Annotated in this window: 22 protein-coding genes and 1 pseudogene; 19 read left to right on the top strand and 4 right to left on the bottom strand. The window is 73.7% G+C overall.

What is annotated here, in order from left to right; translation table 11 throughout:
- The first annotated feature begins 5 nt into the window (after positions 1–5).
- From ACFYYJ_RS11415 to ACFYYJ_RS11405, 3 genes are all read left to right on the top strand, one after another.
- Complete coding sequence (locus tag ACFYYJ_RS11415; protein WP_385362514.1) at positions 6–1,469, top strand: ATP-binding protein; 1,464 nt, start codon at positions 6–8, stop codon at positions 1,467–1,469.
- Positions 1,466–1,984 (top strand): GerMN domain-containing protein, encoded by a 519-nt coding sequence (locus tag ACFYYJ_RS11410; protein WP_385121578.1) that lies wholly within the window; start codon positions 1,466–1,468, stop codon positions 1,982–1,984. Before ACFYYJ_RS11415 ends, ACFYYJ_RS11410 begins: the two co-directional genes overlap by 4 nt.
- 96 nt (positions 1,985–2,080) lie before the next feature.
- Entirely contained in the window at positions 2,081–3,340 is a 1,260-nt protein-coding gene (locus ACFYYJ_RS11405; protein ID WP_389131075.1) for a cytochrome P450, read from the top strand.
- Here ACFYYJ_RS11405 and ACFYYJ_RS11400 read toward each other — a convergent pair.
- On the bottom strand, positions 3,300–4,025 hold the full coding sequence (locus tag ACFYYJ_RS11400) for a hypothetical protein (RefSeq protein ID WP_385121583.1): 726 nt from the start codon (positions 4,023–4,025) through the stop codon (positions 3,300–3,302). The two genes, ACFYYJ_RS11405 and ACFYYJ_RS11400, sit on opposite strands and share 41 nt — an antisense overlap.
- 127 nt (positions 4,026–4,152) lie before the next feature.
- Here ACFYYJ_RS11400 and ggt point away from each other — a divergent pair, with 127 nt between their 5' ends.
- Positions 4,153–5,949 (top strand): gamma-glutamyltransferase, encoded by a 1,797-nt coding sequence (gene ggt, locus ACFYYJ_RS11395; protein ID WP_385362518.1) that lies wholly within the window; start codon positions 4,153–4,155, stop codon positions 5,947–5,949.
- A gap of 25 nt (positions 5,950–5,974) precedes the next feature.
- Here ggt and map read toward each other — a convergent pair whose 3' ends face one another.
- On the bottom strand, positions 5,975–6,742 hold the full coding sequence (gene map, locus ACFYYJ_RS11390; RefSeq protein ID WP_389131071.1) for a type I methionyl aminopeptidase: 768 nt from the start codon (positions 6,740–6,742) through the stop codon (positions 5,975–5,977).
- A gap of 65 nt (positions 6,743–6,807) precedes the next feature.
- Here map and ACFYYJ_RS11385 point away from each other — a divergent pair, with 65 nt between their 5' ends.
- The 9 genes from ACFYYJ_RS11385 to ACFYYJ_RS11345 all read left to right on the top strand — a co-directional run bounded on the left by ACFYYJ_RS11385 (position 6,808) and on the right by ACFYYJ_RS11345 (position 15,584).
- A complete protein-coding gene (locus ACFYYJ_RS11385) occupies positions 6,808–7,059 on the top strand; it encodes a helix-turn-helix domain-containing protein (RefSeq protein WP_384595243.1) in 252 nt (83 codons plus the stop codon).
- A gap of 58 nt (positions 7,060–7,117) precedes the next feature.
- Positions 7,118–7,510 (top strand): PPOX class F420-dependent oxidoreductase, encoded by a 393-nt coding sequence (locus ACFYYJ_RS11380; protein ID WP_385121592.1) that lies wholly within the window; start codon positions 7,118–7,120, stop codon positions 7,508–7,510.
- A gap of 46 nt (positions 7,511–7,556) precedes the next feature.
- Positions 7,557–9,281: a hypothetical protein gene (locus ACFYYJ_RS11375; protein ID WP_389131066.1), complete on the top strand. Its 1,725-nt coding sequence runs from the start codon at positions 7,557–7,559 to the stop codon at positions 9,279–9,281.
- Between the two features lie 728 nt (positions 9,282–10,009).
- A complete protein-coding gene (locus ACFYYJ_RS11370; protein WP_376656798.1) occupies positions 10,010–10,852 on the top strand; it encodes a nitrilase-related carbon-nitrogen hydrolase in 843 nt (280 codons plus the stop codon).
- Between the two features lie 38 nt (positions 10,853–10,890).
- Positions 10,891–12,153, top strand: a complete 1,263-nt coding sequence (locus tag ACFYYJ_RS11365) for an aspartate aminotransferase family protein (protein ID WP_389131356.1) — start codon at positions 10,891–10,893, stop codon at positions 12,151–12,153.
- A gap of 17 nt (positions 12,154–12,170) precedes the next feature.
- Entirely contained in the window at positions 12,171–13,571 is a 1,401-nt protein-coding gene (hydA, locus tag ACFYYJ_RS11360; protein ID WP_385121598.1) for a dihydropyrimidinase, read from the top strand.
- Positions 13,572–13,599: 28 nt separating this feature from the next.
- Complete coding sequence (locus ACFYYJ_RS11355; protein ID WP_385121601.1) at positions 13,600–14,601, top strand: TIGR03842 family LLM class F420-dependent oxidoreductase; 1,002 nt, start codon at positions 13,600–13,602, stop codon at positions 14,599–14,601.
- Between the two features lie 122 nt (positions 14,602–14,723).
- The gene (locus ACFYYJ_RS11350) at positions 14,724–15,095 is read left to right on the top strand and encodes an STAS domain-containing protein (protein WP_385121604.1); all 372 of its coding nucleotides are present in this window, start codon (positions 14,724–14,726) and stop codon (positions 15,093–15,095) included.
- A gap of 12 nt (positions 15,096–15,107) precedes the next feature.
- Positions 15,108–15,584 carry an ATP-binding protein gene (locus tag ACFYYJ_RS11345; protein WP_389131060.1) on the top strand — a complete coding sequence of 159 codons (477 nt, stop codon included), beginning with the start codon at positions 15,108–15,110 and terminating at the stop codon, positions 15,582–15,584.
- A 23-nt stretch (positions 15,585–15,607) separates the two neighbouring features.
- On the opposite strand, the gene ACFYYJ_RS11340 is transcribed toward ACFYYJ_RS11345, so the two are convergent.
- Positions 15,608–16,483, bottom strand: a complete 876-nt coding sequence (locus ACFYYJ_RS11340) for a SigB/SigF/SigG family RNA polymerase sigma factor (RefSeq protein ID WP_385366287.1) — start codon at positions 16,481–16,483, stop codon at positions 15,608–15,610.
- A 132-nt stretch (positions 16,484–16,615) separates the two neighbouring features.
- On the opposite strand from ACFYYJ_RS11340, the pseudogene ACFYYJ_RS11335 reads away from it, so the two are divergent.
- Positions 16,616–17,001: pseudogene (locus ACFYYJ_RS11335) on the top strand (HAMP domain-containing protein); the annotation flags it as partial.
- Here the strand turns inward: ACFYYJ_RS11335 and ACFYYJ_RS11330 are convergent.
- Complete coding sequence (locus tag ACFYYJ_RS11330; protein ID WP_389131374.1) at positions 16,958–17,323, bottom strand: hypothetical protein; 366 nt, start codon at positions 17,321–17,323, stop codon at positions 16,958–16,960. The pseudogene ACFYYJ_RS11335 and the gene ACFYYJ_RS11330 overlap by 44 nt on opposite strands.
- A gap of 239 nt (positions 17,324–17,562) precedes the next feature.
- Here ACFYYJ_RS11330 and ACFYYJ_RS11325 point away from each other — a divergent pair, with 239 nt between their 5' ends.
- From ACFYYJ_RS11325 to ACFYYJ_RS11305, 5 genes are all read left to right on the top strand, one after another.
- Positions 17,563–18,387, top strand: a complete 825-nt coding sequence (locus tag ACFYYJ_RS11325; RefSeq protein WP_385364031.1) for an inositol monophosphatase family protein — start codon at positions 17,563–17,565, stop codon at positions 18,385–18,387.
- A 99-nt stretch (positions 18,388–18,486) separates the two neighbouring features.
- Entirely contained in the window at positions 18,487–19,905 is a 1,419-nt protein-coding gene (locus ACFYYJ_RS11320) for a phytoene desaturase family protein (protein ID WP_389131057.1), read from the top strand.
- Between the two features lie 31 nt (positions 19,906–19,936).
- On the top strand, positions 19,937–20,446 hold the full coding sequence (locus ACFYYJ_RS11315; RefSeq protein WP_385121619.1) for an O-acetyl-ADP-ribose deacetylase: 510 nt from the start codon (positions 19,937–19,939) through the stop codon (positions 20,444–20,446).
- Between the two features lie 153 nt (positions 20,447–20,599).
- Positions 20,600–22,831 (top strand): protein kinase, encoded by a 2,232-nt coding sequence (locus tag ACFYYJ_RS11310; RefSeq protein ID WP_389131053.1) that lies wholly within the window; start codon positions 20,600–20,602, stop codon positions 22,829–22,831.
- On the top strand, positions 22,831–25,368 hold the full coding sequence (locus tag ACFYYJ_RS11305) for a protein kinase (RefSeq protein ID WP_389131051.1): 2,538 nt from the start codon (positions 22,831–22,833) through the stop codon (positions 25,366–25,368). The genes ACFYYJ_RS11310 and ACFYYJ_RS11305 overlap by 1 nt, the downstream gene beginning before the upstream one ends.
- The last annotated feature ends 29 nt before the right edge of the window (positions 25,369–25,397 follow it).

The raw sequence follows: 25,397 nt of genomic DNA, 5'->3' as shown, positions 1-25,397 counted from the left end.
CGGCGTTGAGACGGATCGCACCCCTGGGCCTGCGCACCCGACTGATCGCGGCCTTCCTGCTGGTCGCCGCGATCACCGCGGTGTCCACGGCCGCCCTGACCTACCAGAAGGCGCGGACCGCGATCCTCACCCAGACCCAGGACACCGCCGTCTCCACCCTGCGCGACCAGATCGAGCAGGAGGGCATCCAACTGCCCATGGACCAGAAGGAACTCCAGGGCCGCGTCATCGACCTCGCCAAACGCGGCAAACCACACCCCTGGACGATCTTCGCCGAGTACGGGGCCCTGCGCGCCTCCTCCAACGTCAGCCCCGCCACCTCCACCGTGGTCACCGACGCGCTCCGCAACAAGGTGACGGCCCACCCGCACGGCGCCTTCCAACGGGTCGAGGACCGCTCCGGGAACCCCTACCTGGTCGTGGCGATGCCGGCCGTCTTCGTCCGCGACGGAGTCCGCCAGGCCACGGGCGTCGTCTACTACGCCACCATGCCGCTCGACACCGAACAGGCCACCGTCAAGGCCATGGTCGACGCCGCCCAGCAGGGCGCGGTCCCCGGTCTCGCCATCGCCCTGATCCCCGCCCTGCTCGCCGCGCGCAGCGTGCTCCGCCCCGTACGGGACATGCGCACCGCGGCCCGGCAGCTGGGCCGGGGCCGGCTGGACACCCGTATCGAGGTCAGGGGCGCCGACGAACTCGCCGGACTCGCCCGCACCTTCAACGAGACCGCCCGCGCCCTCGAACAGTCCGTGACCGAACTCCGGGAAGCCGAGGTCAGGGCCCGCCGCTTCGCCGCCGACGTCTCCCACGAACTGCGCACCCCGCTCGCCGGGATGCTCGCCGTCACCGAGGTGCTCGACGAGGACGCCGAGCACTTCGACCCGGACACCGCGAAGGCCCTGCGGCTGATCAGCGCCGAGACCGGCAAGCTCGCCGTCCTCGTCGAGGACCTCATGGAGATCTCCCGCTTCGACGCCCGGGCCGCCGAGCTCAACCTCGACGACGTGGACCTGGCCGAAGCCGTCGGCAAGACCCTGGAGCGCCGCCACTGGGACGACGGCAGGGTCGCCGTCGTCACCGACCCGGACGTCGAGGTCCGAGCCCGCCTCGACCCGCGCCGCTTCGACGTGGTCCTCGCCAACCTGGTCGGCAACGCCCTCAAGCACGGCAGCGCGCCCGTCCGGGTCACCGTACGGACCGGCCCCGGGCCGGACGGCGACGCGGACGGCGAGCGGCTGCTCATCGAGGTCGCCGACAGCGGACCGGGCATCGCCCCCGAAGTGCTCCCGCACATCTTCGACCGCTTCTTCAAGGCCGACGCTGCCCGCACCCGCTCGGCGGGCAGCGGCCTCGGCCTCGCCATATCCCTGGAGAACGCCCGCCTGCACGGCGGCACCCTCCGCGCGGCCAACGGGCCCGCCGGCGGGGCGGTCTTCACCCTCGACATGCCCCTGGAGGCCCGCGCATGACCCGGGTACGGGCGACGGCCGCCGCGACGGCGCTGCTGGGCCCGCTGCTGCTCGCGGGGCTCGCCGGATGCGGGATCAAACCCACCGCGCCGGTCGACAGCGGCTCCGCCGCCACCGTGCTGGTGGCCGGGCCGGAGGGCTTCTCCATGCTCTACTTCCTCGGCCCCGACGGCCGCCTCGTGCCGTCCCCGCAGCGGGACCTGCCCAAGGTGCCGCCGATCGAGCTGCTCAACCGGCTGCTGGACGGCCCCGGCCAGCGGGAGCGGGAAGCCGGCCTCACCTCCGAGGTCCCCTCCCTCCACGGCAAACGCGTGGACGCCCCGGCGATCTCGTCCCCGTCACGTGACGTGATGACCGTCCACCTGCCCTTCGACGCCGAGGACCTGACGCCGAACGCCCGACTCCAACTGGTGTGCACCCTGGGCTCCACGGCGTCCAAGGGGGTCCGACTCACCGTCGCCGTCAAGGGCGCCTACGGCACCCTCGAAGCGATCGGCTGTGACGGCCGGCCGTAGGCCGTCCTTTCCGGATCCCGCCCGACCCGCCAAGAACCGGAAGTGACGACCCGGGCGGGCTTGCGCGAACGGCCCGGCGGCCGACACCGTGGCCCCATGGACCACGCCGGTGACGTCCCCGACGTCTTCGACCCCCGCGTCTACGCCGAGGGCGTCCCCCACGAGCGCTACCGGCTGCTGCGCGACCGGCACCCGGTGGCCTGGCAGGCGGAGCCCGAGATCCAGGGCTGGCCCGCCGGCCCCGGCTTCTGGGCCGTCACCCGGCACGCCGACGTCGTACGGGTGCTGCGCGACCACCGCACGTACTCCTCCTGGCTCGGCGCCACCCAGATCCGCGACCCCGACCCGGCCGACCTGCCCTTCCTGCGCCGCACCATGCTCAACCAGGATCCCCCCGACCACGGCCGACTGCGCCGGCTCGTCTCCCGCGCCTTCACCCCCGCCCGCGTCGACGCCTTCGCCGACCGGGTCCGGGACCGCGCCCGCTCCCTGCTCGCCGCCGCCCGGGACGGCGCCGAGGACGGCTCCGCCGACCTGGTGCGGACCGTCACCGACGAGTACGCCCTGCTGAACCTCACCGACCTGCTGGGCGTCCCGGCCTCCGACCGCGCCCTGCTGCTGGAGTGGACCGTACGGATCATCGGCTACCAGGATCCCGAGGACGCACCGGCCCCGCTCCTCGGCCCCGACGGGAAACCCCTCAACCCCCGCTCCCCGGCGCTGCTCGGCGAGATGTTCGCGTACGCCCGAGAACTCGCCGCCCACAAGCGCGCGCACCCCGGCGACGACGTGATGACCGCCCTGGCCCTGGCCGGACTCGCCCCGGCCGAACTGGAGATGTTCTTCTTCCTGCTGACCGTCGCCGGCAACGACACCGTACGCAGCGCCGCCCCCGGCGGACTCCTCGCGCTCGCCGGTGCCCCCGACGCCTACCGGACGCTCGCCGACGGGCGCGCCCCGCAGGACCGGGCCGTCGAGGAACTGCTGCGCGTCCACCCGCCCGTGCTCAGCTTCCGCCGCACCGCCGCCGTGGACCACACGCTCGCCGGGCAGCCGATCCGGGCCGGTGACAAGGTGGTGGTCTTCCACGCCTCCGCCAACCACGACGAACGCGTCTTCGCCGACCCCGGCCGCCTCGACCCGAACCGCACGCCCAACCCGCACGTCTCCTTCGGCGACGGTCCGCACGTCTGCCTCGGCGCCCACTTCGCCCGGCTCCAGCTGCGCACCCTCTACGAGGAGTGGTGCGCGACCATGCCGCCGCCCGAACTGACCGGTGTTCCGCGCCGGTTGGTCTCCAACTTCATCAACGGGATCACGCGGCTGCCGCTACGGGTCTCCGGGCCGCCGCGGTGACGTCCGCGACCAGCTCCGACACGTCGGGCCCGTAGGCGTCCGAGTTGACGACCTTCAGCACGAGGCAGAAGGAGTTCCCGTCGTACTTGCGGGCGAGCTTGCGGTGGTGCCGGGCCAGGTAACGGGCCGCGGCCTGGTTGCTGTTGGCGGTCTGCCCCGACAACAGGAACACCGGCCGGGAGCCCCGCTCCGTCGTCAGCCGCGCCAGCAGCACGTACTCGACCAGGCCCCTCTCCCACCGGTACGTCTCCTCGCCGACGCTGATGGAACCGCGGTCCGGGCCGGGCTCGGTGGACACGTCGACGCGCACTCCGGGGAGCATGGAGGCCAGGTGGGCCGTCGTCCGGGCGTTGGACACCGGCCCGCCGACGCAGAACTCCGCCCGCTCGCCGAAGCCCTGGCGGGCCGCGTCGTGGGTGACGATCTGGAGGTTCGCCCCGCAGTCCTTGATCAGGGCCGATATCTCCAGCAGTGCGAAGGCGTCGTTGCGGTGCAGGGACGCGTCGGTGCCGCCCATCTGCCGGTTGACCACGAAAAGGCAGTCGGAGCCGGTGGGCAGACCGAAGAAGGCCTGCTTGCGGCGCAGCGCCCGCCGCCACTGGTAGGTCCGGGTGAACCAGCCGAAACCGCCGCTTACGGCGGTCGCGATCACCCCGAGCACGATGTTGCGCAGGTCCTCGTTCATGCGCGGGATGCTAGGGCATCCGGGTGGCGGGTTCACGGGGCCGGTCCCGCTCCGGCGCGACGCGATGCCCTGACGGGGCGCCGGCTCGGCCGCTAGGCTCGGCCGCACGCTGCCACTGGAGGTCCGGATGCACCGTCGCGCCGCACATCGGTTAGCCCTCGTAGCCCTCGCCGGGGCACTCGTATCCACCGGGGCGGCCGCCCCGCCCGGCACCGGAACCCCGGCCAAGGTGCCCGTCGCGGCCGGCTACGGCGGGGCCGTCGCCAGCGTCGACGCCGACGCCTCCGCCGCGGGCATCGCCGTCCTGCGCTCGGGAGGCAACGCCGTGGACGCGGCCGTCGCCACCGCCGCCGCGCTCGGGGTCACCGAGCCGTACTCGGCGGGCATCGGCGGAGGCGGCTACCTCGTCTACTACGACGCCAAGTCCCGCCGCGTGCACACCGTCGACGGCCGCGAGACCGCCCCCGCGACCGCCGGCGCCACCCTCTTCCAGGAGAACGGCGTACCGATCCCCTTCGCGGAGGGCCAGACCAGCGGCCTCGGCGTCGGCGTCCCCGGCACCCCCGCCACCTGGAAGAGCGCCCTCGACGCCTGGGGCACCCGCCCGCTCGGCCAACTGCTGCGGCCCGCCGAGAAACTGGCCCGCGACGGCTTCACCGTGGACGACACCTTCCGCTCGCAGACCGCCCTCAACGAGGCCCGGTTCAGGGACTTCCCCGACACCGCGAAGCTGTTCCTGCCGGGCGGCGCCCTGCCGGTGGTCGGCTCCACCTTCAAGAACCCGGACCTGGCCGCCACGTACGAGGAACTCGGCCGCAAGGGCACCGGAGCGCTCTACCGCGGCCCGCTCGCCGAGGACATCGTCCGGGCCGTCCGCACGCCCCCCGTCGACCCGGCCGCCAGCCGCAAGGTCCGCGCCGGCGACCTGACCACCGGCGACCTGCGCGCGTACGGGACCAAACGCCAGGCCCCGACCCGGATCGGCTACCGCGGCCTGGACGTCTACGGCATGGCGCCCTCCTCCTCCGGCGGCACCACCGTCGGCGAGGCGCTGAACATCCTGGAGGGCAGCGACCTCTCCAAGCTCTCCGAGACCCAGTACCTGCACCGCTTCATCGAGGCCTCCAGGATCTCCTTCGCCGACCGGGGCCGCTGGGTCGGCGACCCTGCCGCGCAGGACGTCCCGACGAAGGAACTGCTCTCCCAGGCGTTCGCGGACTCGCGCGCCTGCCTGATCAAGCCCGATCGCACCCTGACCAGCCCGCTCGCCCCCGGCGATCCGCACAGTCCCGCGCCCTGCGCGAGCACCGGGCAGGCCGCCCCGACCACGTACGAGGGCGAGAACACCACCCACCTGACGGTCGCCGACCGCTGGGGCAACGTCGTCTCCTACACGCTGACCATCGAGTCCACCGGCGGCAGCGCGATCACCGTGCCGGGCCGCGGCTTCCTGCTCAACAACGAGCTGACGGACTTCTCCTTCGCCCCGGCCGCCCCCGGCGTCCCGGACCCGAACCTGCCCGGCCCCGGCAAGCGGCCGCGCTCCTCCATGTCCCCGACGATCGTCCTCCAGGACGGCCGGCCGGTCCTGGCCGTCGGTTCCCCGGGCGGCGCCACCATCATCACCACCGTCCTGCAGACCCTGATCGGCCACCTGGACCGCGGACTGCCGCTCGTCGACGCGATCGCCGCGCCGCGGGCCAGCCAGCGCAACCAGACCACCACCGAGCTGGAGCCGGGCCTGTGGAACAGCCCGCTGCGCGCGGAGCTGGAGGCCCTCGGCCAGGGCTTCCGGCAGAACCCGGAGATCGGCGCCGCCACGGGCGTCCAGCGCCTCCCGGACGGCCGCTGGCTGGCGGCCGCCGAAACCACCCGCCGGGGAGGCGGCTCGGCGATGGTCGTACGCCCCTACGGCAAGCCGTAACGCCGACAACACGCCTACGACGCGCCTACAACGCGGTCAGGATCCTCGGCCCGTCGGCGGTGATCGCGACCGTGTGCTCCGCGTGGGCGGCGCGGCTGCCGTCGACGGTGCGCAGGGTCCAGCCGTCCGCGTCGCAGGCGTAGTCGTCCGTGCCGCCCGCGATCAGCATCGGCTCGATCGCCAGGACCATGCCGGGGCGCAGCCGCACGCCGCGCCCCGGCGGGCCCTCGTTCGGTACGCCCGGGTCCTCGTGCATCGTGCGGCCCACGCCATGGCCGCCGAAGCCGTCCGGGATCCCGAACCCGGCGCGGCGGCACACCGTGCCGATCGCGTGGGCGATGTCGCCGATCCGGTTCCCGGGCACGGCGGCGGCGATGCCCGCCGCGAGGGCGGCCTCCGCGGTCGCGATGAGCCGCAGGTCGGCGGGGCGGGGCCGGCCGACCGTGAAGCTGACGGCCGCGTCCCCGACCCAGCCGCGCAGCTTCGCGCCGCAGTCGATGCTCACCAGGTCGCCGTCGCGCAGCCGGTACCCGTCCGGGACGCCGTGCACGATCGCGTCGTTGACCGAGGCGCAGACCACGGCCGGGAAGGGCACCGGCGCGAACCGCGGCCGGTAGCCGAGGAAGGGCGAGGAGGCGCCCGCCTCGCGCAGCACGGCCCGCGCCACCCCGTCCAGTTCCAGCAGGGACACCCCGACCCGCGCGCTCTCGCGCACGGCGGCCAGGGCGTGCGCGACCACCCGACCCGCCGCGCGCATCTCGTCGATCGACCGGTCCGTCTTCAGCTCCATCATGCCAATTACTATACCGGTATAACTTTACCGGGATACTTATTGGCGTGACGGGGTAGGCTGACGGCATGGTCCGTACCCCCTTGACCCCGGAAGAGCGCGAGCGCGGCGAGAGGCTGGGCGCGCTGCTGCGGGAAGCCCGCGGCGCGCGCAGCATGGTCGAGGTCGCGGCCGGCGCCGGGCTGTCCGCCGAGACCCTCCGCAAGATCGAGACCGGTCGGGCCCCCACCCCCGCCTTCTTCACCGTCGCGGCCCTCGCCGAGGCCCTGGGCCTGTCCCTGGACGACGTGATCCGCCGCTGCGCCCTCGTCCCCGCCTGACGGCCGGGCCCGTGCCGTTCCGCCGCGCGCGGCGGTTACCGAGGGCTAGGCTCACGCCATGACTGGGACCGCGACTCTCGACGAGCTGAACCGGGGCAGGTACGTCAGCCTCACCACCTTCCGCAAGGACGGCACGCCCGTCGCCACGCCGGTGTGGGCGGTGGCCGACGCCGGTGAGCTGTACGTGTGGACGCGCACCGCGACCTGGAAGGTGAAGCGGATCCGCAACAACGGGCGGGTCACCGTCGCCCCGTGCGACGTGAAGGGGCGGGTGCCCGAGGGGGCGGCGGTCGTGGAGGGCGAGGCGCGTCTGCTGGACGAGGCGGGCCTGAAGCGCGTGCGCAAGCTGATGTCCCGGAAGTACACGTGGCAGTTCTGGGCACTGGACCTGCCGGGCGCGGTGGCCCGGCTGGGGAAGCGTCCGCACACCGCGATCGCCGTCAAGCTTTGAAGTGCGCGTAGTCCTCCCGTAACACTGGTGCGATCCAATGCGGTGCATGGAGACCGCGACTTCGCTGGTGATCATTCAACTCTCCGACTACTTGCGGGGGTTGACGCAGAGGCTGGACCCGGGGGCGGGGTGGTACGGGGAGTTCCTGCACCGGGACCCGGACGGTATGCGGGCCTGTCTCGACGGGCGCGCGATGGCGCCGTGGGACGTGGTGGAATCCCTCCTCGCGGACCTGGCGGCGGCCCGGGGCGCGGAGTTCGCGGAGCGGGAGACCACGTACGCGGCCCGGCTGCGGGCGGCGGCCGTCACGGCGTGGGACCGGCTGCCGGGCGGCGAGGCGGAACTGCGGACGCTGCTGGCGGCGTCGGCGGCGCAGCGGGCGGACTCGGAGGCGGCGCTGCGGCACCTCACGGCGCGGCTGTCCGCCACCGCCGACCCGGCCGAGACGGAAGCCCTCTCCCGGGAGCTGGCGTGGACCCGAGACGACGCCACCCGTGCCAGGTCCCGCCAGGCCGACCTGACGTCCCGGCTGGCCGCCGTGTCCCCTCCCGGGGAGGCGCCGCCGACCCCGGCCCCCGCTGCCACGGGCCCGGAGGCGGGGCTCGGCGGAGCAGGGTACGTCGACGGATCGGCCCGGCCGGGGCCCGCGGCGCCCGTGACCCCCGTCCCGGCGGGTGCCGGGCCTTCGACGGCCGGGCACGCCCGGCCGGAGGCCGAGCCGTTGGAGGGCGTGCCGAGGCAGCGGGTGCCCGAGGGCGGTGAACCGCCCGTCGGGCGTGCCGAGGGGCGGTGGCTGCGGGGCGGGCGCCGATCCGGTGGCGCCCGGTACGCGGGCTCGGCGGCCCCCGAGCCCCCGGCCTTCACCCCGCCCCCGGGCACCGGCCCGGGCCCCGCCCCCCGAGGAGCCCGCTTCGGCCTCCCGCAGCAGCCGCCCCCCACCCCGGCGGAGCCCGGACCCACGTCCGACGCCCGCCCCTGGCCGGACGGCTTCCCCGGGGATCCCGCGGGGCTCCGGGAGCGGTACCCCGAGACCCCCGCGGGAATGCCGACGGGTCACGGCGGCCCGCCACCGCACGCCTTCCAGGGGGATCCCACGGGCCTCGGTGCCGGATCCGGAGCGGGGCGGCACCCCGAGGCCCGGGCGGGAGGCCCGGCCGGGCGGGGCGAGTCGGTGCCGAGTGCTTTCCCCGCTGGTTCCGCGGGGCCCGGTGGGCCGGTGGCGGGGGCGACGGCAGGGGCTGCGGCGGCGGGATCGGTGCGGGGGGTCGTGGAGGCGCTGCACGTGTTGCGGGCGCAGCACCGTACCGGCGAGGCGCACGCCTTGTTGTGCGAGGCCGCGGCCTGGCCCGCCGGGCGGTTGCCCGGGCTGGCCGCGGAGTTGAACCGCGCCGGGCTCGCGGCCGACTGGGCCACCCTGCTCTGGGAGGCGGCCTCGCTCCCGCCCGAGCGTCTCGCCGCGGCCGCGGCCGCCCTCGGCGAAGCCGGCCGCGAGGCCGACTGCGACGTCCTGCTCCGCCAGGGCGCGGCCCGCCCCGCCGCCGAGATCGCCGATGCCGCCCTCGCCCTCGGCGCCGCCGGCCGGGACCGGGAGGCCCAGGCCCTGCTCGGCGCCTACGTCCGACTGCACACCGCCGAGGAGTCCGCCGCCCTGGCCCGCCACGACCCGCAGTGGTTCGCCCCACGCCTGCTGCACGCGGCCCGCGCCCTGTCCGGCACCCACCACCGCGACCTCTCCCACGCCCTGCGCGTGTCCGGCGTCGCAGTTCCGTAGGCGGCCGAGACCGGCCGCGTGACTGGTAGACCCCCGACTCTCCCAGCCTGCCCGGCCGTTCAGCCTCGCCGGCGTTCGAGGCGCGGGGTCTGGGGCGGGCATTTCAGCCCGTCCGGCGTTTGAGGACCGGGGGTCCGGGGGCGGAGCCCCCGGCGGGTCCGGGCGGAGCCCGGGGAACGGTGGAAGGGCGGGTAGGGGACGGCTCCGCGCAGCGGCACCCGGGCCGGGGCGGGCCGCGGGGTGGGCCGTCGGGGCCGGGCGCGCGCCGGGGCACCTCCTCGGGCGTCGAACCCGGTGCGGCACAGGTAAGGCGAGCGGGTTTCGTTCGACGCCCCGCGGGGGCGCCCCACCGCACACCCGACCCCGACGGCGCGGTGGTGTCACGCCGGGGCCGGCCCCGGCGGCGCGGGGGTACACGCAAGGGCCGGTACGCGGAGCAGCGGCGTTCGACGCCCCACGGGGGCACCCCGTCGCTCCCCCGACCATGCCGGCGCGGCGGTGCGCGGAGGGTCGGACCCGCCCGGCACGAGCGTTCCGCACCCCGCGCATCGGCCGCCCACCAACCGGTCGCCCGGCGACCGCAAACGACCGCCCGGTGACCTAACTTGATCGACTACTCCAACTGCGCATGGTGGTCTTGCCCCAGGCTGTGACGAGGCCTACGTTCTACTCCCTACGTACACCGTCTACGTGCGTAGAACCGGCGTTCCCGTCGCGAGGAGCAGCTCATGGCCCAAGTCGTCCGCGCCGCGCTGGTCCAGGCCACCTGGACCGGAGACACCGACTCGATGATCGCCAAACACGAGGAGCACGCCCGCCGAGCCGCCGCGCAAGGCGCGCAGATCATCGGCTTCCAGGAGGTGTTCAACGCCCCCTACTTCTGCCAGGTCCAGGAGCCCGAGCACTACCGCTGGGCCGAGGCCGTCCCCGACGGCCCGACCGTCCGACGCATGCAGGACCTGGCCCGCGAGACCGGCATGGTCATCGTCGTCCCGGTCTTCGAACTCGAAAGCGCCGGCTTCTACTACAACACCGCCGCCGTCATCGACGCCGACGGCAGCTACCTCGGCAAGTACCGCAAGCACCACATCCCCCAGGTGAAGGGATTCTGGGAGAAGTACTACTTCCGCCCGGGAAACCTCGGCTGGCCCGTCTTCGACACCGCCGTCGGCAGGGTCGGCGTCTACATCTGCTACGACCGGCACTTCCCCGAGGGTTGGCGCCAACTGGGTCTGGCGGGCGCGCAGCTGGTCTACAACCCGTCCGCCACCTCGCGGGGCCTGTCCGCGTACCTGTGGCAGCTGGAGCAGCCCGCCTCCGCCGTCGCCAACGAGTACTTCGTCGCCGCCATCAACCGCGTCGGCCAGGAGGAGTACGGCGACAACGACTTCTATGGCACCAGCTACTTCGTCGACCCGCGCGGCCAGTTCGTCGGCGACGTGGCCAGCGACAAGGAGGAGGAACTCCTCGTCCGCGACCTCGACTTCGGCCTCATCGAAGAGGTCCGCACCCAGTGGGCGTTCTACCGCGACCGCCGCCCCGACGCCTACGGAGGGCTCGTACAGCCGTGACCAACCCCACCCCGCTCCACAGCCGCCACCGCACCGTCATGCCCGACTGGCTGGCGCTCTACTACAAGCACCCCATCGAGCTCACGCACGGCGAGGGCCGCCACGTCTGGGACGCCGACGGCAACCGCTACCTCGACTTCTTCGGCGGCATCCTCACCACGATGACCGCCCACGCCCTGCCCGAGGTCACCAAGGCCGTCTCCGAACAGGCCGGGCGGATCATCCACTCCTCCACCCTCTACCTCAACCGGCCGATGATCGAGCTGGCCGAGCGGGTGGCGGCCCTGTCCGGGATCCCCGACGCCCGGGTGTTCTTCACGACCTCGGGCACCGAGGCCAACGACACCGCCCTGCTGCTCGCGACGACGTACCGCCGCTCCAACCAGATCCTGGCGATGCGCAACAGCTACCACGGCCGGTCCTTCTCCACCGTCTCGATCACCGGCAACCGCGGCTGGTCCCCGACCAGCCTCTCGCCGCTCCAGACGTACTACGTCCACGGCGCGGTCCGCGGCCGCGGCCCCCTCGCGCACCTCGACGACGCCGATTTCACGGCCGCAGCCGTCGCGGACCTGGAGGACGTGCTGGGCCAGGCCCGCGGGGGAGTGGCCGCCCTCATCGCCGAGCCGATCCAGGGCGTCGGCGGCTTCACCTCCCCGCCCGACGGCCTGTACGGGGCCTTCCGCGAGGTCCTCGACCGCCACGGCATCCTGTGGATCAGCGACGAGGTGCAGACCGGCTGGGGCCGTACCGGCGAACACTTCTGGGGCTGGCAGGCCCACGCCCAGAACGGTCCGCCGGACATCCTCACCTTCGCCAAGGGCATCGGCAACGGCATGTCGATCGGCGGGGTCGTGGCCCGCGCCGAGGTCATGAACTGCGTCGACTCCAACTCCATCTCCACCTTCGGTGGTTCGCCCGTCACCATGGCCGCGGGCGTCGCCAATCTCGCGTACCTCCTGGAGCACGACCTCCAGGGCAACGCCCGCCGTGTCGGCGGCCTGCTCCTGGAGCGGCTGCGGGCGATCTCCGCGCACGTGCCCGCCGTGCGGGAGGTCCGCGGCCGCGGTCTGATGGCCGGCCTGGAGTTGACCCGGCCCGGCACCGACCAGGCCGACCCCGACGCGGCCACCGCCGTCCAGGAGGCCGCCCGCGAGGCCGGCCTGCTGATCGGCAAGGGCGGCGGCCACAACACCAGCGTGCTGCGCATCGCGCCGCCGCTCTCCCTCACCGTCGCCGAGGCGGAAGAGGGCGCCGACATCCTCGAACAGGCACTTCACCGAGTTCACGGGATCCAGTAGAGGGGGACGCACCGCACATGAGCATCCGCACCCTGATCCGCGGCGGCCTCGTCATCACCGCCGCCGACGAACTGCACGCGGACGTCCTGATCGAGGACGGACGCGTCGCGGCCCTGGCCGCGCACGGCTCGGCGGCCGCAGAGGCCTGGACGGCCGACCGTACGATCGACGCGAGCGGGAAGTACGTCATCCCCGGCGGGGTCGACGCGCACACCCACATGGAGCTGCCCTTCGGCGGGACCTCCGCCTCGGACACCTTCGAGACGGGCACCCGGGCCGCCGCCTGGGGCGGCACCACCACCATCGTCGACTTCGCCGTGCAGAGCGTGGGCCACGCCCTGCGCGAGGGGCTCGACGCCTGGTACGCCAAGGCGGACGGGCAGTGCGCGATCGACTACGCCTTCCACATGATCCTCTCGGACGTCAACGAGGGCACCCTGAAGGAGATGGACCTCCTCATCGGGGAGGGGGTCACCTCCTTCAAGCTGTTCATGGCCTACCCCGGCGTCTTCTACAGCGACGACGGACAGATCCTGCGCGCCATGCAACGGGCCTCCGGCAACGGCGGGCTGATCATGATGCACGCGGAGAACGGCATCGCGATCGACGTCCTCGTCGAACAGGCCCTGGCGCGCGGGGAGACCGACCCGCGCCACCACGGCGAGGTCCGCAAGGTGCTCCTGGAGGCCGAGGCCACCCACCGCGCGATCCAGCTCGCGCGGGTCGCCGGCTCCCCGCTGTACGTCGTGCACGTCTCGGCGGAAGAGGCCGTCGCCGAGCTGGCCGCCGCCCGCGACAAGGGGCTGCCCGTCTTCGGGGAGACCTGCCCGCAGTACCTGTTCCTGTCCACCGACAACCTCGCCGAGCCCGATTTCCAGGGCGCCAAGTACGTCTGCTCCACCCCGCTGAGGCCGCGGGAGCACCAGGCGGCGCTGTGGCGCGGCCTGCGCACGAACGACCTCCAGGTGGTCTCCACCGACCACTGTCCGTTCTGCTTCCGCGGTCAGAAGGAGCTGGGACGGGGCGACTTCTCCAAGATCCCCAACGGGCTGCCGGGGGTGGAGAACCGCATGGACCTCCTCCACCAGGCGGTCGTCGACGGGCACATCGGCCGCCGCCGCTGGATCGAGATCGCCTGCGCGACCCCGGCCCGGATGTTCGGCCTCTACCCCCAGAAGGGCACCATCGCGCCGGGCTCCGACGCCGACATCGTCCTCTACGATCCGCACGCCGAGCAGGTCATCTCCGCCGAGACCCACCACATGAACGTGGACTACTCGGCGTACGAGGGCAAACGGATCACCGGACGCGTCGACACCGTCCTCTCGCGCGGCGAACTCGTCATCGACCGGCGCGAGTTCACCGGCCGGGCCGGCCACGGGGCGTACATCCCCCGCTCCACCTGTCAGTACCTGTAAGCCGCTCGGACCCGCAAGGAGCCACCCCATGGACTTCGGCCTCGTCCTGCAAACCGATCCGCCCGCCTCGCAGGTGGTCAGCCTCATGCGCCGCGCCGAGCGCAACGGCTTCCGCTACGGCTGGACCTTCGACTCCGCCGTGCTGTGGCAGGAACCGTTCACCATCTACAGCCAGATCCTGGAGCACACCCGCAAGCTCCACGTCGGCCCCATGGTCACCAACCCCGGCACCCGAACCTGGGAGGTCACCGCCTCCACCTTCGCCACCCTCAACGACATGTTCGGCAACCGCACCGTCTGCGGGATCGGGCGCGGCGACTCGGCGATGCGGGTCGCCGGGCGCAAGCCCAACACCCTGGCCAGGCTCGGCGAGGCCATCGACGTCATCCGGGACCTGGCCGAGGGCCGCGAGGCCGTCGTCGACGGCAACCCCATCCGGATCCCCTGGATCCGGGACGGCAAGCTGCCCGTCTGGATGGCTGCGTACGGGCCCAAGGCCCTCGCCCTGGCCGGTCAGAAGGCGGACGGCTTCATCCTCCAGCTCGCCGACCTCTACCTCACCGAGTGGATGGTGAAGTCGGTCCGGCAGGCGGCGGTCGACGCGGGCAGGGACCCGGACGCCATCACCATCTGCGTGGCGGCCCCCGCCTACGTGAGCGAGGACCTCGCGCACGCCCGCGACCAGTGCCGCTGGTTCGGCGGGATGGTCGGCAACCACGTCGCCGACCTCGTCGGCCGCTACGGAGAGCACTCCTCGATGGTCCCCGACGAGCTCACCGAGTACATCAAGGCCCGCGAGGGCTACGACTACAGCCACCACGGCCGCGCCGGGAACCCATCCACCGACTTCGTCCCGGACGAGATCGTCGACCGCTTCTGCCTGCTGGGCCCGGCCGAGGCCCACATCGAGAAGCTGCGGGCCCTGCGCGACCTCGGCGTCGACCAGTTCGCGGTCTACGACATGCACGACGCGAAGGAGGCGACGATCGACGCGTACGGGCAGCACGTCATCCCGGAGCTGCGCGACTGACCAACCCGACCCCACCAGCCGGTCCGTCGCGCGCCCTGCCGCGAGGAGCCCGGGCCCGGAGCGAATGCGAGCCCCGGGCCCGGGTAGGCGCCTCGTGAAGCCACACGTGGAAGGGGGTCCCCATGGATTCCACAGCGGAGGGCGACCGGTTCACCGTCGAGGTGAGACAGGTGCCCGGGGCCACCGTGCTCAAACTCGGTGGCGAGCTGGACCATGACACGGCCGAGCCCCTGCGGCAGGCGCTGGGGGACGCTCCCGCCGAAGGCGGCGATCGCGTGCTGGTGGACTTCTCCGACGTGGGCTTCTGCGATTCGACGGGGCTGAACGTCCTGCTGCAAGGCCGGCTCACGGCCGAGAAGGCCGGGAACACGATCGAGATCGTGGGCCTGCGCCGGCCGGTCCAGCGCATGTTCCGCATCACCGGAGTGGATGAGATCTTCTCCGTGTACGCCGACGTCGGCGAGGCACTGGCAGGACGTCCGCGGCACCACTAGCGGAGGCGCACCATGAGCGAGCGCCGTTCACCGGAACGGAGTCGGGTCTTCGTGCTGGGCCCCGACGACGACAACGTCGTCACACGATGCCTCGACTTCACCCGGAGCGCCCTGACCGACTGGGAGTGGCTGCCGGTCCCGGACGATGACGAGGACGCCGCCGAATACGCCGAGGACGTGCTGCTCCTGGTGTCCGAGCTGGTGGCCAACGCCCGCCTGCACGGCGGTGGGCCCGTTTCGCTGGCGCTCCTGCGGACCGGTGACGGCCTGCGCATCGAAGTGACCGACCGGAGTTCCGTGCTCCCGGTGCGCCGGCGCAACACCCACCCCGCCCGGCCCGGCGGACACGGACTGCTCATCGTGGAACGGCTGGCGCGGCGCTGGGGCGCGGAGCCTCTGGACGGCGGGAAGTGCGTCTGGCTCGAGGTCTCCGTACCCGCGACCGGTGACGCGCGACCGGTGACGCCTGACGTCAGTACCGGGAGATGACGAGTGACGCCTGATCCGGGACCCTACCGCTGCGGCTCCGCCTCGGGCTCGTCGGTCAGCAGCCCCGTCCGCAGCGTCGTCATGATCCGGCCCAGCAGCCGGGAGACCTGCATCTGGGAGACGCCGAGCCGGTCGCCGATCTCCGCCTGGGTGAGGTCCTCGCCGAACCGCAGCGAGAGGATCAGCCGGTCGCGTTCGCCGAGCTCGGCGACGAGCGGCTTGAGGGACTCCAGGCTTTCGATCAGGTCGTACGCGGGCTCCTCGACCCCGAGCGAGTGCGGCGCCGTGCCGCCCTCCGGCTCGTCCCCGGCGGGCCGGTCGAAGGACCCCGCCGTGTATCCGTTGGCGGCCCGGCGCCCCTCGACCACGGAGGTGTCGTCGATGCCCAGGCGCTCCGCGAGCTCGTGGTCGGTGGGCTGCCGGCCCAGCCTCTGCTCCAGCGCGTCGTGCGCCTTGGCGATGTCGAGCCGCAGCTCCTGCATGCGCCGGGGAACCTTCACGGCCCACGAGGTGTCGCGGAAGAACCTCTTCATCTCGCCGACGACGGTGGGCAGTGCGAACGTCGCGAACTCGACGCCGCGTTCGACGTCGTACCGGTTGATGGCCTTGATCAGGCCGATCGTGCCGACCTGGACGATGTCCTCCAGAGGCTCGCTGCGGCCCCGGAACCGTCGGGCGGCGTACTTCACCAGGCTGAGGTTGAGTTCCACGAGCGTGTTGCGCACGTACGAGTACTCGGCGGTGCCCTCGGTGAGTTCGTTCAGCCGCCGGAACAGCGAGACCGACAAGGTCCGGGCCTCGGAGGTGCTCACTCCGAGCGGATCCTCCGGGATGTCCGGCGCGGTGGCGCCGCACACGGTATGGACGGGCTCCGCGGTGCCGCGGGAACTGGGTGACATGGGGATCCTCCGACGGATCGGTTCCGGCGCCTGCCCGGCGCATCGGGGCCGTCGTGGCCTTCCAGGGGGATATACCCGCCTCAGGACGGTTCGACCCGTCCGCGTGGGACGGTGGATGCAGCGAGGTCACACATGACCGATTCCGATCGGATCCTGGAAAGGCTGCTCGCGAGCCTCACCGCCGTCCATGACGGGGACCTCACCGCCCGGCTGCCGGACGACGCCGAAGGCCTGCCCGGCGAGATCGCGGCCGTCTACGACCGCATGGTCGAGCGCTTGTCCCTGGTCGCCTCCGAGGTCACCCGTGTCGCCCAGAGGTCGGTGGACGGGGACTGCTCGGCGGACACGCCCGGGTCCCGCGCACCGGCGGCGTCTGGATCGGGCTCACCACGGGCGTGAACAGCATGGCCGACAACCTGACCTCGCAGGTGCGCAACATCTCCCAGGTGGCGACGGCCGTGGGACGCGGCGACCTCACCCAGCGGATCCGGGTGGACGCGGGCGGTGAGATCCCGGAGCCGGCACCGGGCTCGTGTCGACGGTGTCCCACACCACCGCGGCCCGCTCCCTGGCCAGGGCCGGCACCTTCACGTGCGCCATGCGCGGCCACAGGAGGACCGCGCGCACGCCGAGCGGGCCGAGACCGCCCTCCAGCAGGGTGTCCAGGGGCGCACCGGCACTGTCCGAGGCCAGGGCGCCAGCCATGCCGCGACGGGCCCGGCGCGCCTCGGACCGGGCGCCGGGCTGCTCTTCGGGGGCCTCGACGACATGACCGCCGGTGGCGGCGTTGACGATGTCGGCGGCGGTGTCCACGGCCCCGAGCCCCGTGGACACCGCCAAGTGCACAAGTGGTCCGCGGCCTCGTCGGGCGGAATGCGCAGCTGGGCCGAGAAAGCCCCGGTGGCGAGGTCGAACAGCCGCCGGCGGGCCCGGTCGGCACGGAGCGTCTGCCCCCGGCTCCGGGTACGAAACGACACGGCGGGGCCGGGCGGGCCGGTTCACCGGGAGTACACCCGGTGTCCGGGCCGCTGCCCGAACCGGCGGTGGGGATTGTCGTCCGGGCGTGCTTTGCTGGGGGCATGATCAATGAGTTCCTGGCCAAGGGCCTGTCCGATGTGGAAGAAGCCGTCCGCAAGGCGGCGGCGGTCGAGATCATGCCGAGGTTCCGGCAGTTGGCCGAGCACGAGGTCGACCAGAAGAGCGGCCCGCACGACCTGGTCACCGTGGCCGACCGGAAGGCCGAGGAGCACCTGACGGCCTCCCTCACCCGGCTCCTGCCCGGCTCCGTCGTGGTCGGCGAGGAAGCCGTGCACGCCGACCCGGGCGTCTACGGGGCGCTGCGCGAGGACGCCCCCGTGTGGATCGTGGACCCGGTCGACGGCACCCGGCAGTTCGTCGAGGGAGACCCCGCCTTCTGCACCCTGGTCGCGCTCGCCCACCACGGCGAGATCCTCGCCTCCTGGACCTTCGCCCCCGCCCTGGACGAGCTGGCCACCGCCGTGCGCGGGGAGGGTTCGTACGTCAACGGCGAGCCGATCCACAGTGGTTCGCCCGAACCGGGCGCCGAGCTGCGCGTCGCCATGGCCCACCCGCTGTACACCTCCGACGAGCACAAGCGGATCCTCTCCCGGCTGGACGTGCCCGGGGTCGCGGCCCGGCCGTGCGGTTCGGCGGGCCTGGAGTACCTGAAGGTGGCCCGCGGCGAAATGGACGCCCTGGCCTTCACCTGGCCCTCGGCCTGGGACCACGCGGCCGGTCTGCTGCTGGTCACCGAGGCGGGCGGCACGCACAGCACCGTCGACGGGGTCCCCTTCCGGGTGGACCGGGACAACGCGCTGCCCTTCGCGGTCGGCCGCGACGAGGCCACCACCGTCCGCGTCCGGGACCTGCTGCGCACGCGATAGCCGTCAGGCACACCGTCCGCGGAGTCCGCCGCAGTCCCGGCGGTCGGTGCGGGCGCAATATCCTGGAGGCGCAGGAGCCGCCGGACGAAGGAGTCGCAAGTGCCGTCGATTCTCGATGCGGTCGTGGTGGGGGCGGGGCCCAACGGGCTGACGGCCGCCGTGGAACTGGCCCGGCGCGGCTTCTCGGTGGCCGTCTTCGAAGCCGGTGAGACGGTCGGCGGCGGGGCCCGGACCGAAGAGCTGACCCTCCCCGGCTTCCGGCACGACCCCTGCTCGGCGGTCCACCCGCTCGGCGTCGGCTCGCCGGTCTTCGCGACGATGCCGCTGAAGCGGTACGGGCTGGAGTGGTTGCACGCCCCCCTGCCCATGGCGCACCCGTTCGACGACGGCACGGCCGCCGTGCTGTCCCGCTCGGTCGCGGAGACGGCCGCGTCCTTCGGGCCGCGCGACGCGGGTACGTACCGACGCCTCGTCGAACCCTTCCTCGGCAAGTGGGACACCCTCGCCCGGGACTTCATGTCGCTGCCGAACACGGCGCTGCCCCGCGACCCGCTCACCCTCGCCCGGTTCGGGCTGGTCGGGCTGCCGCCCGCCACCTGGCTGCTGAGCCGCTTCCACGACGACCGGGCGCGGGCCTTGCTCGCCGGGCTCGTCGCGCACGTCATCGCCCCGCTCGGCGGGATCGCCACCGGCGCCGTCGGCATGGTCTTCGCCCTCGCCGCGCACGCGAACGGCTGGCCGATGCCGCGCGGCGGCTCGCAGTCGATCTCCGACGGGCTCGCCGCGTACCTGCGCGACCTGGGCGGCACGATCCACACCGGTTTCGAGGTGAAACGGCTCGACGACCTCCCGCCCGCCCGGGCGTACGTGTTCGACACCTCGCCGACCGCGCTGGCCCGGATCGCCCGCCTGGGGCGCGCGTACGACGGCTACAAGTACGGCGCCTCCGTGTTCAAGATCGACTACGCGCTCGACGGCCCCGTGCCGTGGACCGCGCGGGAGGCGCGCCGCGCCGGCACCGTCCAGATCGGCCCGGGCAGCCGGGACATCGACGCGGCCCTGCAACTCGTCTCGGGCGGCCGGGCCCCCCGCAACCCCTTCCTCATCACCTCGCAGCCCAGCCTCGTCGACCCGAGCCGGGCACCCGACGGCAAGCACGTGTTCTGGGCGTACGGACACGTCCCGGCGGGCTGGGAGGGCGACCTCACCGAAGCCGTCGAACGCCAACTGGAGCGCTTCGCCCCGGGCTTCCGCGATCTGGTGCTGGCCCGTGCCACGGCCGGCCCGCCGCAGCTCGCCGCCCGCAATCCCAACTACGTCGGCGGCGACATCGCCTGTGGCTCCGCCGCCGGACTCCGGCTCCTACTGCGGCCCAAGCTCTCCCTCAGCCCGTACACGACGGCCCACCCGGCGGTCTTCCTGTGCTCCTCGGCCACCCCTCCGGGACCGGGAGTGCACGGGATGTCCGGCCACAACGCGGCCAAGGCGGTCTGGCGCAGGCTGCGCGCCACGTCCTGAGCCCCGCGAACGATTCGAGAAAGGCGCGATCATGGTGCAGGTGACCCTGGTCCAGGGGGACATCACCACCCAGCAGGCGGACGCGATCGTCAACGCCGCGAACTCCTCCCTCCTCGGAGGCGGCGGAGTCGACGGCGCCATCCACCGCCGCGGCGGCCCGGAGATCCTCGCGGCCTGCGAGGACCTGCGCCGCTCGCACTACGGCAAGGGCCTGCCGACGGGCAAGGCAGTCGCCACCACCGCGGGCCGGCTCCCGGCCGCCCACGTCATCCACACCGTCGGCCCGGTCTGGTCGAAGGAGCAGGACCGCTCGGAGCTGCTCGCCTCCTGCTACCGCGAATCCCTGCGCGTCGCGGACGAACTGGGGGCGCGTACGGTCGCCTTCCCCGCCATCTCCACCGGCATCTACGGCTGGCCCATGGACGACGGGGCGCGCATCGCCGTCGCAACGGTCCGCGCGGCGAACACCCGGGTGGAGGAAGTGCGGTTCGTCCTCTTCGACGCGGCGGCGTACGCGGCCTTCGAGGCCGCCGCGGGGTGATCCCGCCCGTGGTCCTCCCCTCCCGCCCGCTCCTGTCCACCCCCGCCCGTCTGTGTTCACGGTGTGGAGAAGCGGGAATTGGTCATCCCGACGCCGAGTGATCCACGGCACGGCCGTCGTAGCCTGAGGCCCTCAGGGGGAGGGGATCGACTGATGGAACAACTCGGCGCCGCCGATCCGTTGCGCATCGGGCCCTACGCGCTGGCCGGCCGGCTGGGGTCGGGCGGGATGGGCACGGTGTATCTCGGACGATCGGCGGGCGGCCGGACCGTCGCGGTGAAGGCCGTACGGCCCGAACTGGCCGGGGACACCGAGTTCCGAGACCGCTTCCGGCGCGAGGTGGCGGCGGCCAGGCGGGTGTCGGGGGCGTTCACGGCCCCCGTGGTGGACGCCGACCCGGACGCCGAAATCCCCTGGATGGCAACGGCGTTCGTCGTGGGCCTCTCCCTGCGGCGGGTGGCCGCCGCGCACGGACCGCTGCCCGGGGCCGCGCTGGAGATGTTGACGGCCGGCCTCGCCGAGGCGCTGGTGTCGGTGCACGGCGCCGGGGTGATCCACCGGGACCTGAAGCCGGCGAACGTCCTGCTGGCCCTGGACGGCCCGCACGTCATCGACTTCGGCATCGCCCGCGCCGCCGAGGGCACGGCACTCACCTCGACCGGCTCCGTCATCGGCTCGGCGCCCTACATGTCCCCGGAGCAGGCGACGGGGCGCCGGCTCACCCCGGCGAGCGACGTCTTCTCCCTCGGTGCCACGGTCGCGTTCGCGGCGAGCGGCACGAGCCCCTTCGGCGACGGGGCCGGGGCGGCCGTCCTGTACCGGGTGGTCCACACCGAGCCGGACCTGTCCGCCCTGCCCGAGGGCCTGAGACCGCTGATCGAGCACTGCCTGGCCAAGGAGCCCGCCGACCGCCCCGCCCCGGACGAGATCGTCTCCCACGTCGCCCGGGCGGACCGGTCCGCGCCCGGTGCGCAGGGCTGGCTGCCGGGGCCGGTGGCGGCGGACGTCCTCGCGCTGCGGGCGGCCCTCACGGCGTTGCCCGCACCCGCGCAGACCCTGCAGCTCACCGGCCCGACCGAAGTCCTTCCGGGTGGATCCGGCGCCCGGCCGGGCCCCCCGGAGGACGGCCGGGGCCCGAGCCGCCGCAAACTGCTCCTGGGGCTGGCGGGCGGCGCCCTCCTCGCCGGTGCGGCCGGGGGAGCGGTCCGGGCGCTGACCCCGGAGACGCCCGAGCGGGCCGCGGTCTCCGGCACGCGACGCCCCTCCGGGAACGAGGTCATCGAGGCGAAGCTGGGATGGCAGGTGCGCCTGCCCGCCGCGTGCCCCCAGGTGCTCTCGGCGAACGGCACCGTCGCCTGCGTGTCGCTGCGTCGGATGTGGGGACTCGACGGCCAGGGCCATACCAAGTGGACGGTCAACGGCGACGATCACGGCCTCGTCTTCTCCGTCACCGGACCGAACCCGACGAACGTCGCCGCGGTGGACGGCGGGCGCCTCCACGTGGGCGCGGCGGTCCCGAGTGCGGCCGGGGCGGCCCCCAGGACCGCCGTCCTCGGCATCGGGATGGCCGACGGAGAGGACCCCTGGACCGCCGTCCTGAAGGAGGCGGAGGGCTCGGGGGTCGCCGACTTCTGCGGAGTGCGCGGGGGCCGCGCCTACACGATCTCCCAGAAGCCGGGCAGTTCCCCCGCCGAGGGATACGGCGTGTGGGCACTGGACCTCGGATCCCGTGCCACCGCCTGGTACCGCGCGGCGGATTCCCGCCCGCTCCTACAGGCCCTGCCGTACTCCGGGGACGGCGTCCTGTACGCGGGCATCGACCGGCTGGCCGCGCTCGACGCGAAGGGGGCCGCGGCCTGGTCGAAGGAGGTCAGGACGGGCGCGCTCGCCACCACCGCGCGGTACGCCGTCCTCATCGACTCCCGGGGCGTGATGACCGCCCTGGACCCGGCGACGGGCGGGCAGGCGTGGCAGGTGCCGGGAGCCGAGCCGGGCGTGCCCACGGCCCAGGACGACGGCATCGCCACCGACGAGCAGGGCACCGTCGTCTACGCCCTGTGGCGTGACGAGGACGGCGGCCTCTCGCTGGCCGCCTCGGAAGCCGCGAGCGGCAGGACCAGGTGGCGGACGCCGCTCCCGCCCGACGAAACCGGCTCGGCCCGGCTCGGCGCCCGGCTGCTGTACGCCGACGGCAACGTGTACCGGATGGGAGCGGACTGCGTGCTCCGGGCCTTCGACGCGTCGAACGGCAGACCACGCTGGAAGTACTCCGGCTGGAAGGGGATCGATCCCTTCAGCCTGGGCTGGAGCGCCGGTGACGGCCGGCTCTGCCTCACGAATCCGAACACGACGACGGTCGCCGTCCTGCACGCGAACGGATCCTGATGACGAACCCGCCACAGTCGCCGCATCCGCCGCATCCGCCGCATCCGCCGGAGCCGTTGGAGCCGCTCGGCCCCTCGGATCCGCCCCGGGTCGGCCCGTACACCCTCCTCGGCAGGCTGGGCGCCGGTGGCATGGGCGCCGTGTACCTCGGGCGCTCGCCCGGGGGCCGGACCGTCGCCGTGAAACTGGTAAGGCCGGAGCTGGCGGCCGACCCGGGCTTCCGGGCCAGGTTCCGCGCCGAGGTGACGGCCGCGCGGGCCGTCTCCGGCGCCTTCACGGCCCCCGTCGTCGACGCGGACCCCGACGGCCCGGCGCCCTGGATGGCGACCGCGTACGTCCCGGGCGTCCCGCTCGGCCGGGCCGTGGCCCTCGCGGGCCCGTTGCCGCGGACCGCGTTACGGGCGCTCGCCGCCGGGATCGCCGAGGCGCTGGAGTCGATCCACGCGGCGGGCCTGACCCACCGGGACCTCAAGCCGGGCAACGTGCTGCTCGCCCTCGACGGCCCGCACGTCATCGACTTCGGGATCGCGAGGTCCGTGGACGGGACCGTCCTCACGGCGGCCGGCACCGTCCTGGGGACCCCGGGGTACATGTCGCCGGAACAGGCCACGGCCGGCCGGGTCGGTCCGGCGAGCGACGTCTTCTCGCTCGGGACGACCCTCGCCTTCGCCGCGCGCGGCGTGGGGCCGTTCGACGGCGGGCGGAACGTGGACGTCCTGGAGCGGGTGGTGCGGGAGGAACCTGACCTGTCGGCGGTCCCGGAGGACCTGCGGCCCCTGGTCGCCGGCTGCCTTTCGAAGGACCCCGCCGACCGGCCCACCCCGCGCGAGGTCGTCGAGTACGTCGCAGGGGGCGCGGCCACGCCCCCCGTGGGAGCCTGGCTGCCTCCCGTCCTGACGGCGGCCATCGAGGCGGCCGCGGCGGTCATGGCACCCGAGGTGGCCCCGTCGCCCGCACCTCCGGGCCCGTCCCTCTCGCGGCCGCTCCCGTCCTTCCCGCCCGGGCCGCCGCCGCAATCGCCGTCGGGAGCGTCGGGAGCGTCGGGAGCGTCGGGAACATCGGGAACGTCGGGAACAGCGGACGCGCCGGGGACGCCGTCCGGCCCGAAGTCAGGCCCGGAGGACGCCGAACCGGGCCGACCGAGCCGCCGTGCCCTGCTGTTCGGCGTGGCCGGCGGAGCCGTGGCGCTGGCGGGCGGCGGTACGGGGCTGGGGCTGTGGCTCACCCGCGACCGTTCCGCCGGGCCGGGTGACGCGAAGAAGTCCGGGCACGGCGTGACCGACCCGGCGCGCCCGCTCGGAACCGACGTGACGGCGACCCCGTTGTGGACGGCGCCGGTCACCGAGCCGCTCGTGCAGATCACCGGCGAGGGCGAGACGGTCCTCGCACTCAGCGCCAAGAACGTCTGGGCCGTCGGCCGGACCGGTCTTCCCGTCTGGGGTCCGGTGGCCCTCACCTCCGAGGGGCCGCTCGCAGGTCTCGCGACCCTCGTCGCGACCGTCGCCGACGGTACGGCGTACACCGTGGTGACCGGCGGTGCGAGCGGACGGGAGTCGGTCCTGCGGGCCATCCGTCTCGACACCGGCGCGGACGCCTGGACCCTGTCCCTGAACCCCCAGCAGTCGTCGCTCGTGCCGGCCGAGACAGCGGTCGGCGTGTCGGTGCTGGGCATGCTCGGCGGGAAGGTCTACGTCACCGGCACGGCGTCGTACACCACCGTGAACCCCTCCGCCGAACCGTCGAAGCGCTTCGACTTCCGGAGCGGACCCACGATCTGGGCGGTGGACCCGGCCGAGCGGAAGGTCACCTGGAAGGTACGGCTCTCGGACCCGGACGTGAAGTACAGCCAGGGCAGGGCGTTCCTACCGTCCTCCGGGACGCGGCTGATGTGGGTGACGGCCAACAGTGACGGCAGCCCTGCCAAGATCGCGGGCATCGAGACGGCCGGCGAGGGGAAGGTCGTCTGGGAGCAGCCCTCTCCGGGCGCCGGCGCGACGACGATCGACCAGATGGTGCACGACGCCAGGGGCCGGCTGAACGACGGGCCGCACTCCTCCGCCGGCGGCTACTTCCTCCACATGACCGACGGGCTGTACGCCATCGACCAGGCCAACGGCCAGATCGGCTGGCGAGCTCCCAAGACCCTCTTCGGGACCGTGGTGGCGGCCCCGGACGGGAAGACCGTCTACGCCGCGGGCATGGGCAGCCCGGTCGCCGTCGCCGGGATGCAGGCCATCGAGGGCCTCGCCACCATCGGCATCGTCGTCTACGCCTTCGACGCCGCCACCGGTGCCGTCCGCTGGGCGGGCAACATCGAGCACCAGATCTCCGGCACCCTCACCCTCCTGAGCGCGGACGACACCGTCTACCTCAACTCCGGCGGCCACCTGTGGGCCCTGAACGCCGAGGACGGCAAGGCCCGTTGGACGTACGGGCTGAACCCCGCCCTGACGTACGGCTCGGTCCCCGTCTGGGCGGGCGCCGACCGGGTGTACGGCGCGGGCACGAACGGCCTGGTGGCGCTGGGCGAGAAGTGAACGCCCAGCGCCGGGCGCCGTCAGGACGG

The organism is Streptomyces sp. NPDC002467 (assembly GCF_042889825.1).
Lineage (GTDB): Bacteria > Actinomycetota > Actinomycetes > Streptomycetales > Streptomycetaceae > Streptomyces.
This window is presented reverse-complemented; position numbering and strand designations above follow the sequence as displayed.

What these genes read in the sequence shown, in the direction of transcription:
- ACFYYJ_RS11410 (WP_385121578.1), top strand. Translation starts at nt 1,466, where the DNA reads ATGACCCGGGTACGGGCGACGGCCGCCGCGACGGCGCTGCTGGGCCCG.
- ACFYYJ_RS11405 (WP_389131075.1), top strand. Translation starts at nt 2,081, where the DNA reads ATGGACCACGCCGGTGACGTCCCCGACGTCTTCGACCCCCGCGTCTAC.
- ACFYYJ_RS11400 (WP_385121583.1), bottom strand. Translation starts at nt 4,025, where the DNA reads ATGAACGAGGACCTGCGCAACATCGTGCTCGGGGTGATCGCGACCGCC.
- ggt (WP_385362518.1), top strand. Translation starts at nt 4,153, where the DNA reads ATGCACCGTCGCGCCGCACATCGGTTAGCCCTCGTAGCCCTCGCCGGG.
- map (WP_389131071.1), bottom strand. Translation starts at nt 6,742, where the DNA reads ATGATGGAGCTGAAGACGGACCGGTCGATCGACGAGATGCGCGCGGCG.
- ACFYYJ_RS11385 (WP_384595243.1), top strand. Translation starts at nt 6,808, where the DNA reads ATGGTCCGTACCCCCTTGACCCCGGAAGAGCGCGAGCGCGGCGAGAGG.
- ACFYYJ_RS11380 (WP_385121592.1), top strand. Translation starts at nt 7,118, where the DNA reads ATGACTGGGACCGCGACTCTCGACGAGCTGAACCGGGGCAGGTACGTC.
- ACFYYJ_RS11375 (WP_389131066.1), top strand. Translation starts at nt 7,557, where the DNA reads ATGGAGACCGCGACTTCGCTGGTGATCATTCAACTCTCCGACTACTTG.
- ACFYYJ_RS11370 (WP_376656798.1), top strand. Translation starts at nt 10,010, where the DNA reads ATGGCCCAAGTCGTCCGCGCCGCGCTGGTCCAGGCCACCTGGACCGGA.
- ACFYYJ_RS11365 (WP_389131356.1), top strand. Translation starts at nt 10,891, where the DNA reads ATGCCCGACTGGCTGGCGCTCTACTACAAGCACCCCATCGAGCTCACG.
- hydA (WP_385121598.1), top strand. Translation starts at nt 12,171, where the DNA reads ATGAGCATCCGCACCCTGATCCGCGGCGGCCTCGTCATCACCGCCGCC.
- ACFYYJ_RS11355 (WP_385121601.1), top strand. Translation starts at nt 13,600, where the DNA reads ATGGACTTCGGCCTCGTCCTGCAAACCGATCCGCCCGCCTCGCAGGTG.
- ACFYYJ_RS11350 (WP_385121604.1), top strand. Translation starts at nt 14,724, where the DNA reads ATGGATTCCACAGCGGAGGGCGACCGGTTCACCGTCGAGGTGAGACAG.
- ACFYYJ_RS11345 (WP_389131060.1), top strand. Translation starts at nt 15,108, where the DNA reads ATGAGCGAGCGCCGTTCACCGGAACGGAGTCGGGTCTTCGTGCTGGGC.
- ACFYYJ_RS11340 (WP_385366287.1), bottom strand. Translation starts at nt 16,483, where the DNA reads ATGTCACCCAGTTCCCGCGGCACCGCGGAGCCCGTCCATACCGTGTGC.
- ACFYYJ_RS11325 (WP_385364031.1), top strand. Translation starts at nt 17,563, where the DNA reads ATGATCAATGAGTTCCTGGCCAAGGGCCTGTCCGATGTGGAAGAAGCC.
- ACFYYJ_RS11315 (WP_385121619.1), top strand. Translation starts at nt 19,937, where the DNA reads ATGGTGCAGGTGACCCTGGTCCAGGGGGACATCACCACCCAGCAGGCG.
- ACFYYJ_RS11310 (WP_389131053.1), top strand. Translation starts at nt 20,600, where the DNA reads ATGGAACAACTCGGCGCCGCCGATCCGTTGCGCATCGGGCCCTACGCG.
- ACFYYJ_RS11305 (WP_389131051.1), top strand. Translation starts at nt 22,831, where the DNA reads ATGACGAACCCGCCACAGTCGCCGCATCCGCCGCATCCGCCGCATCCG.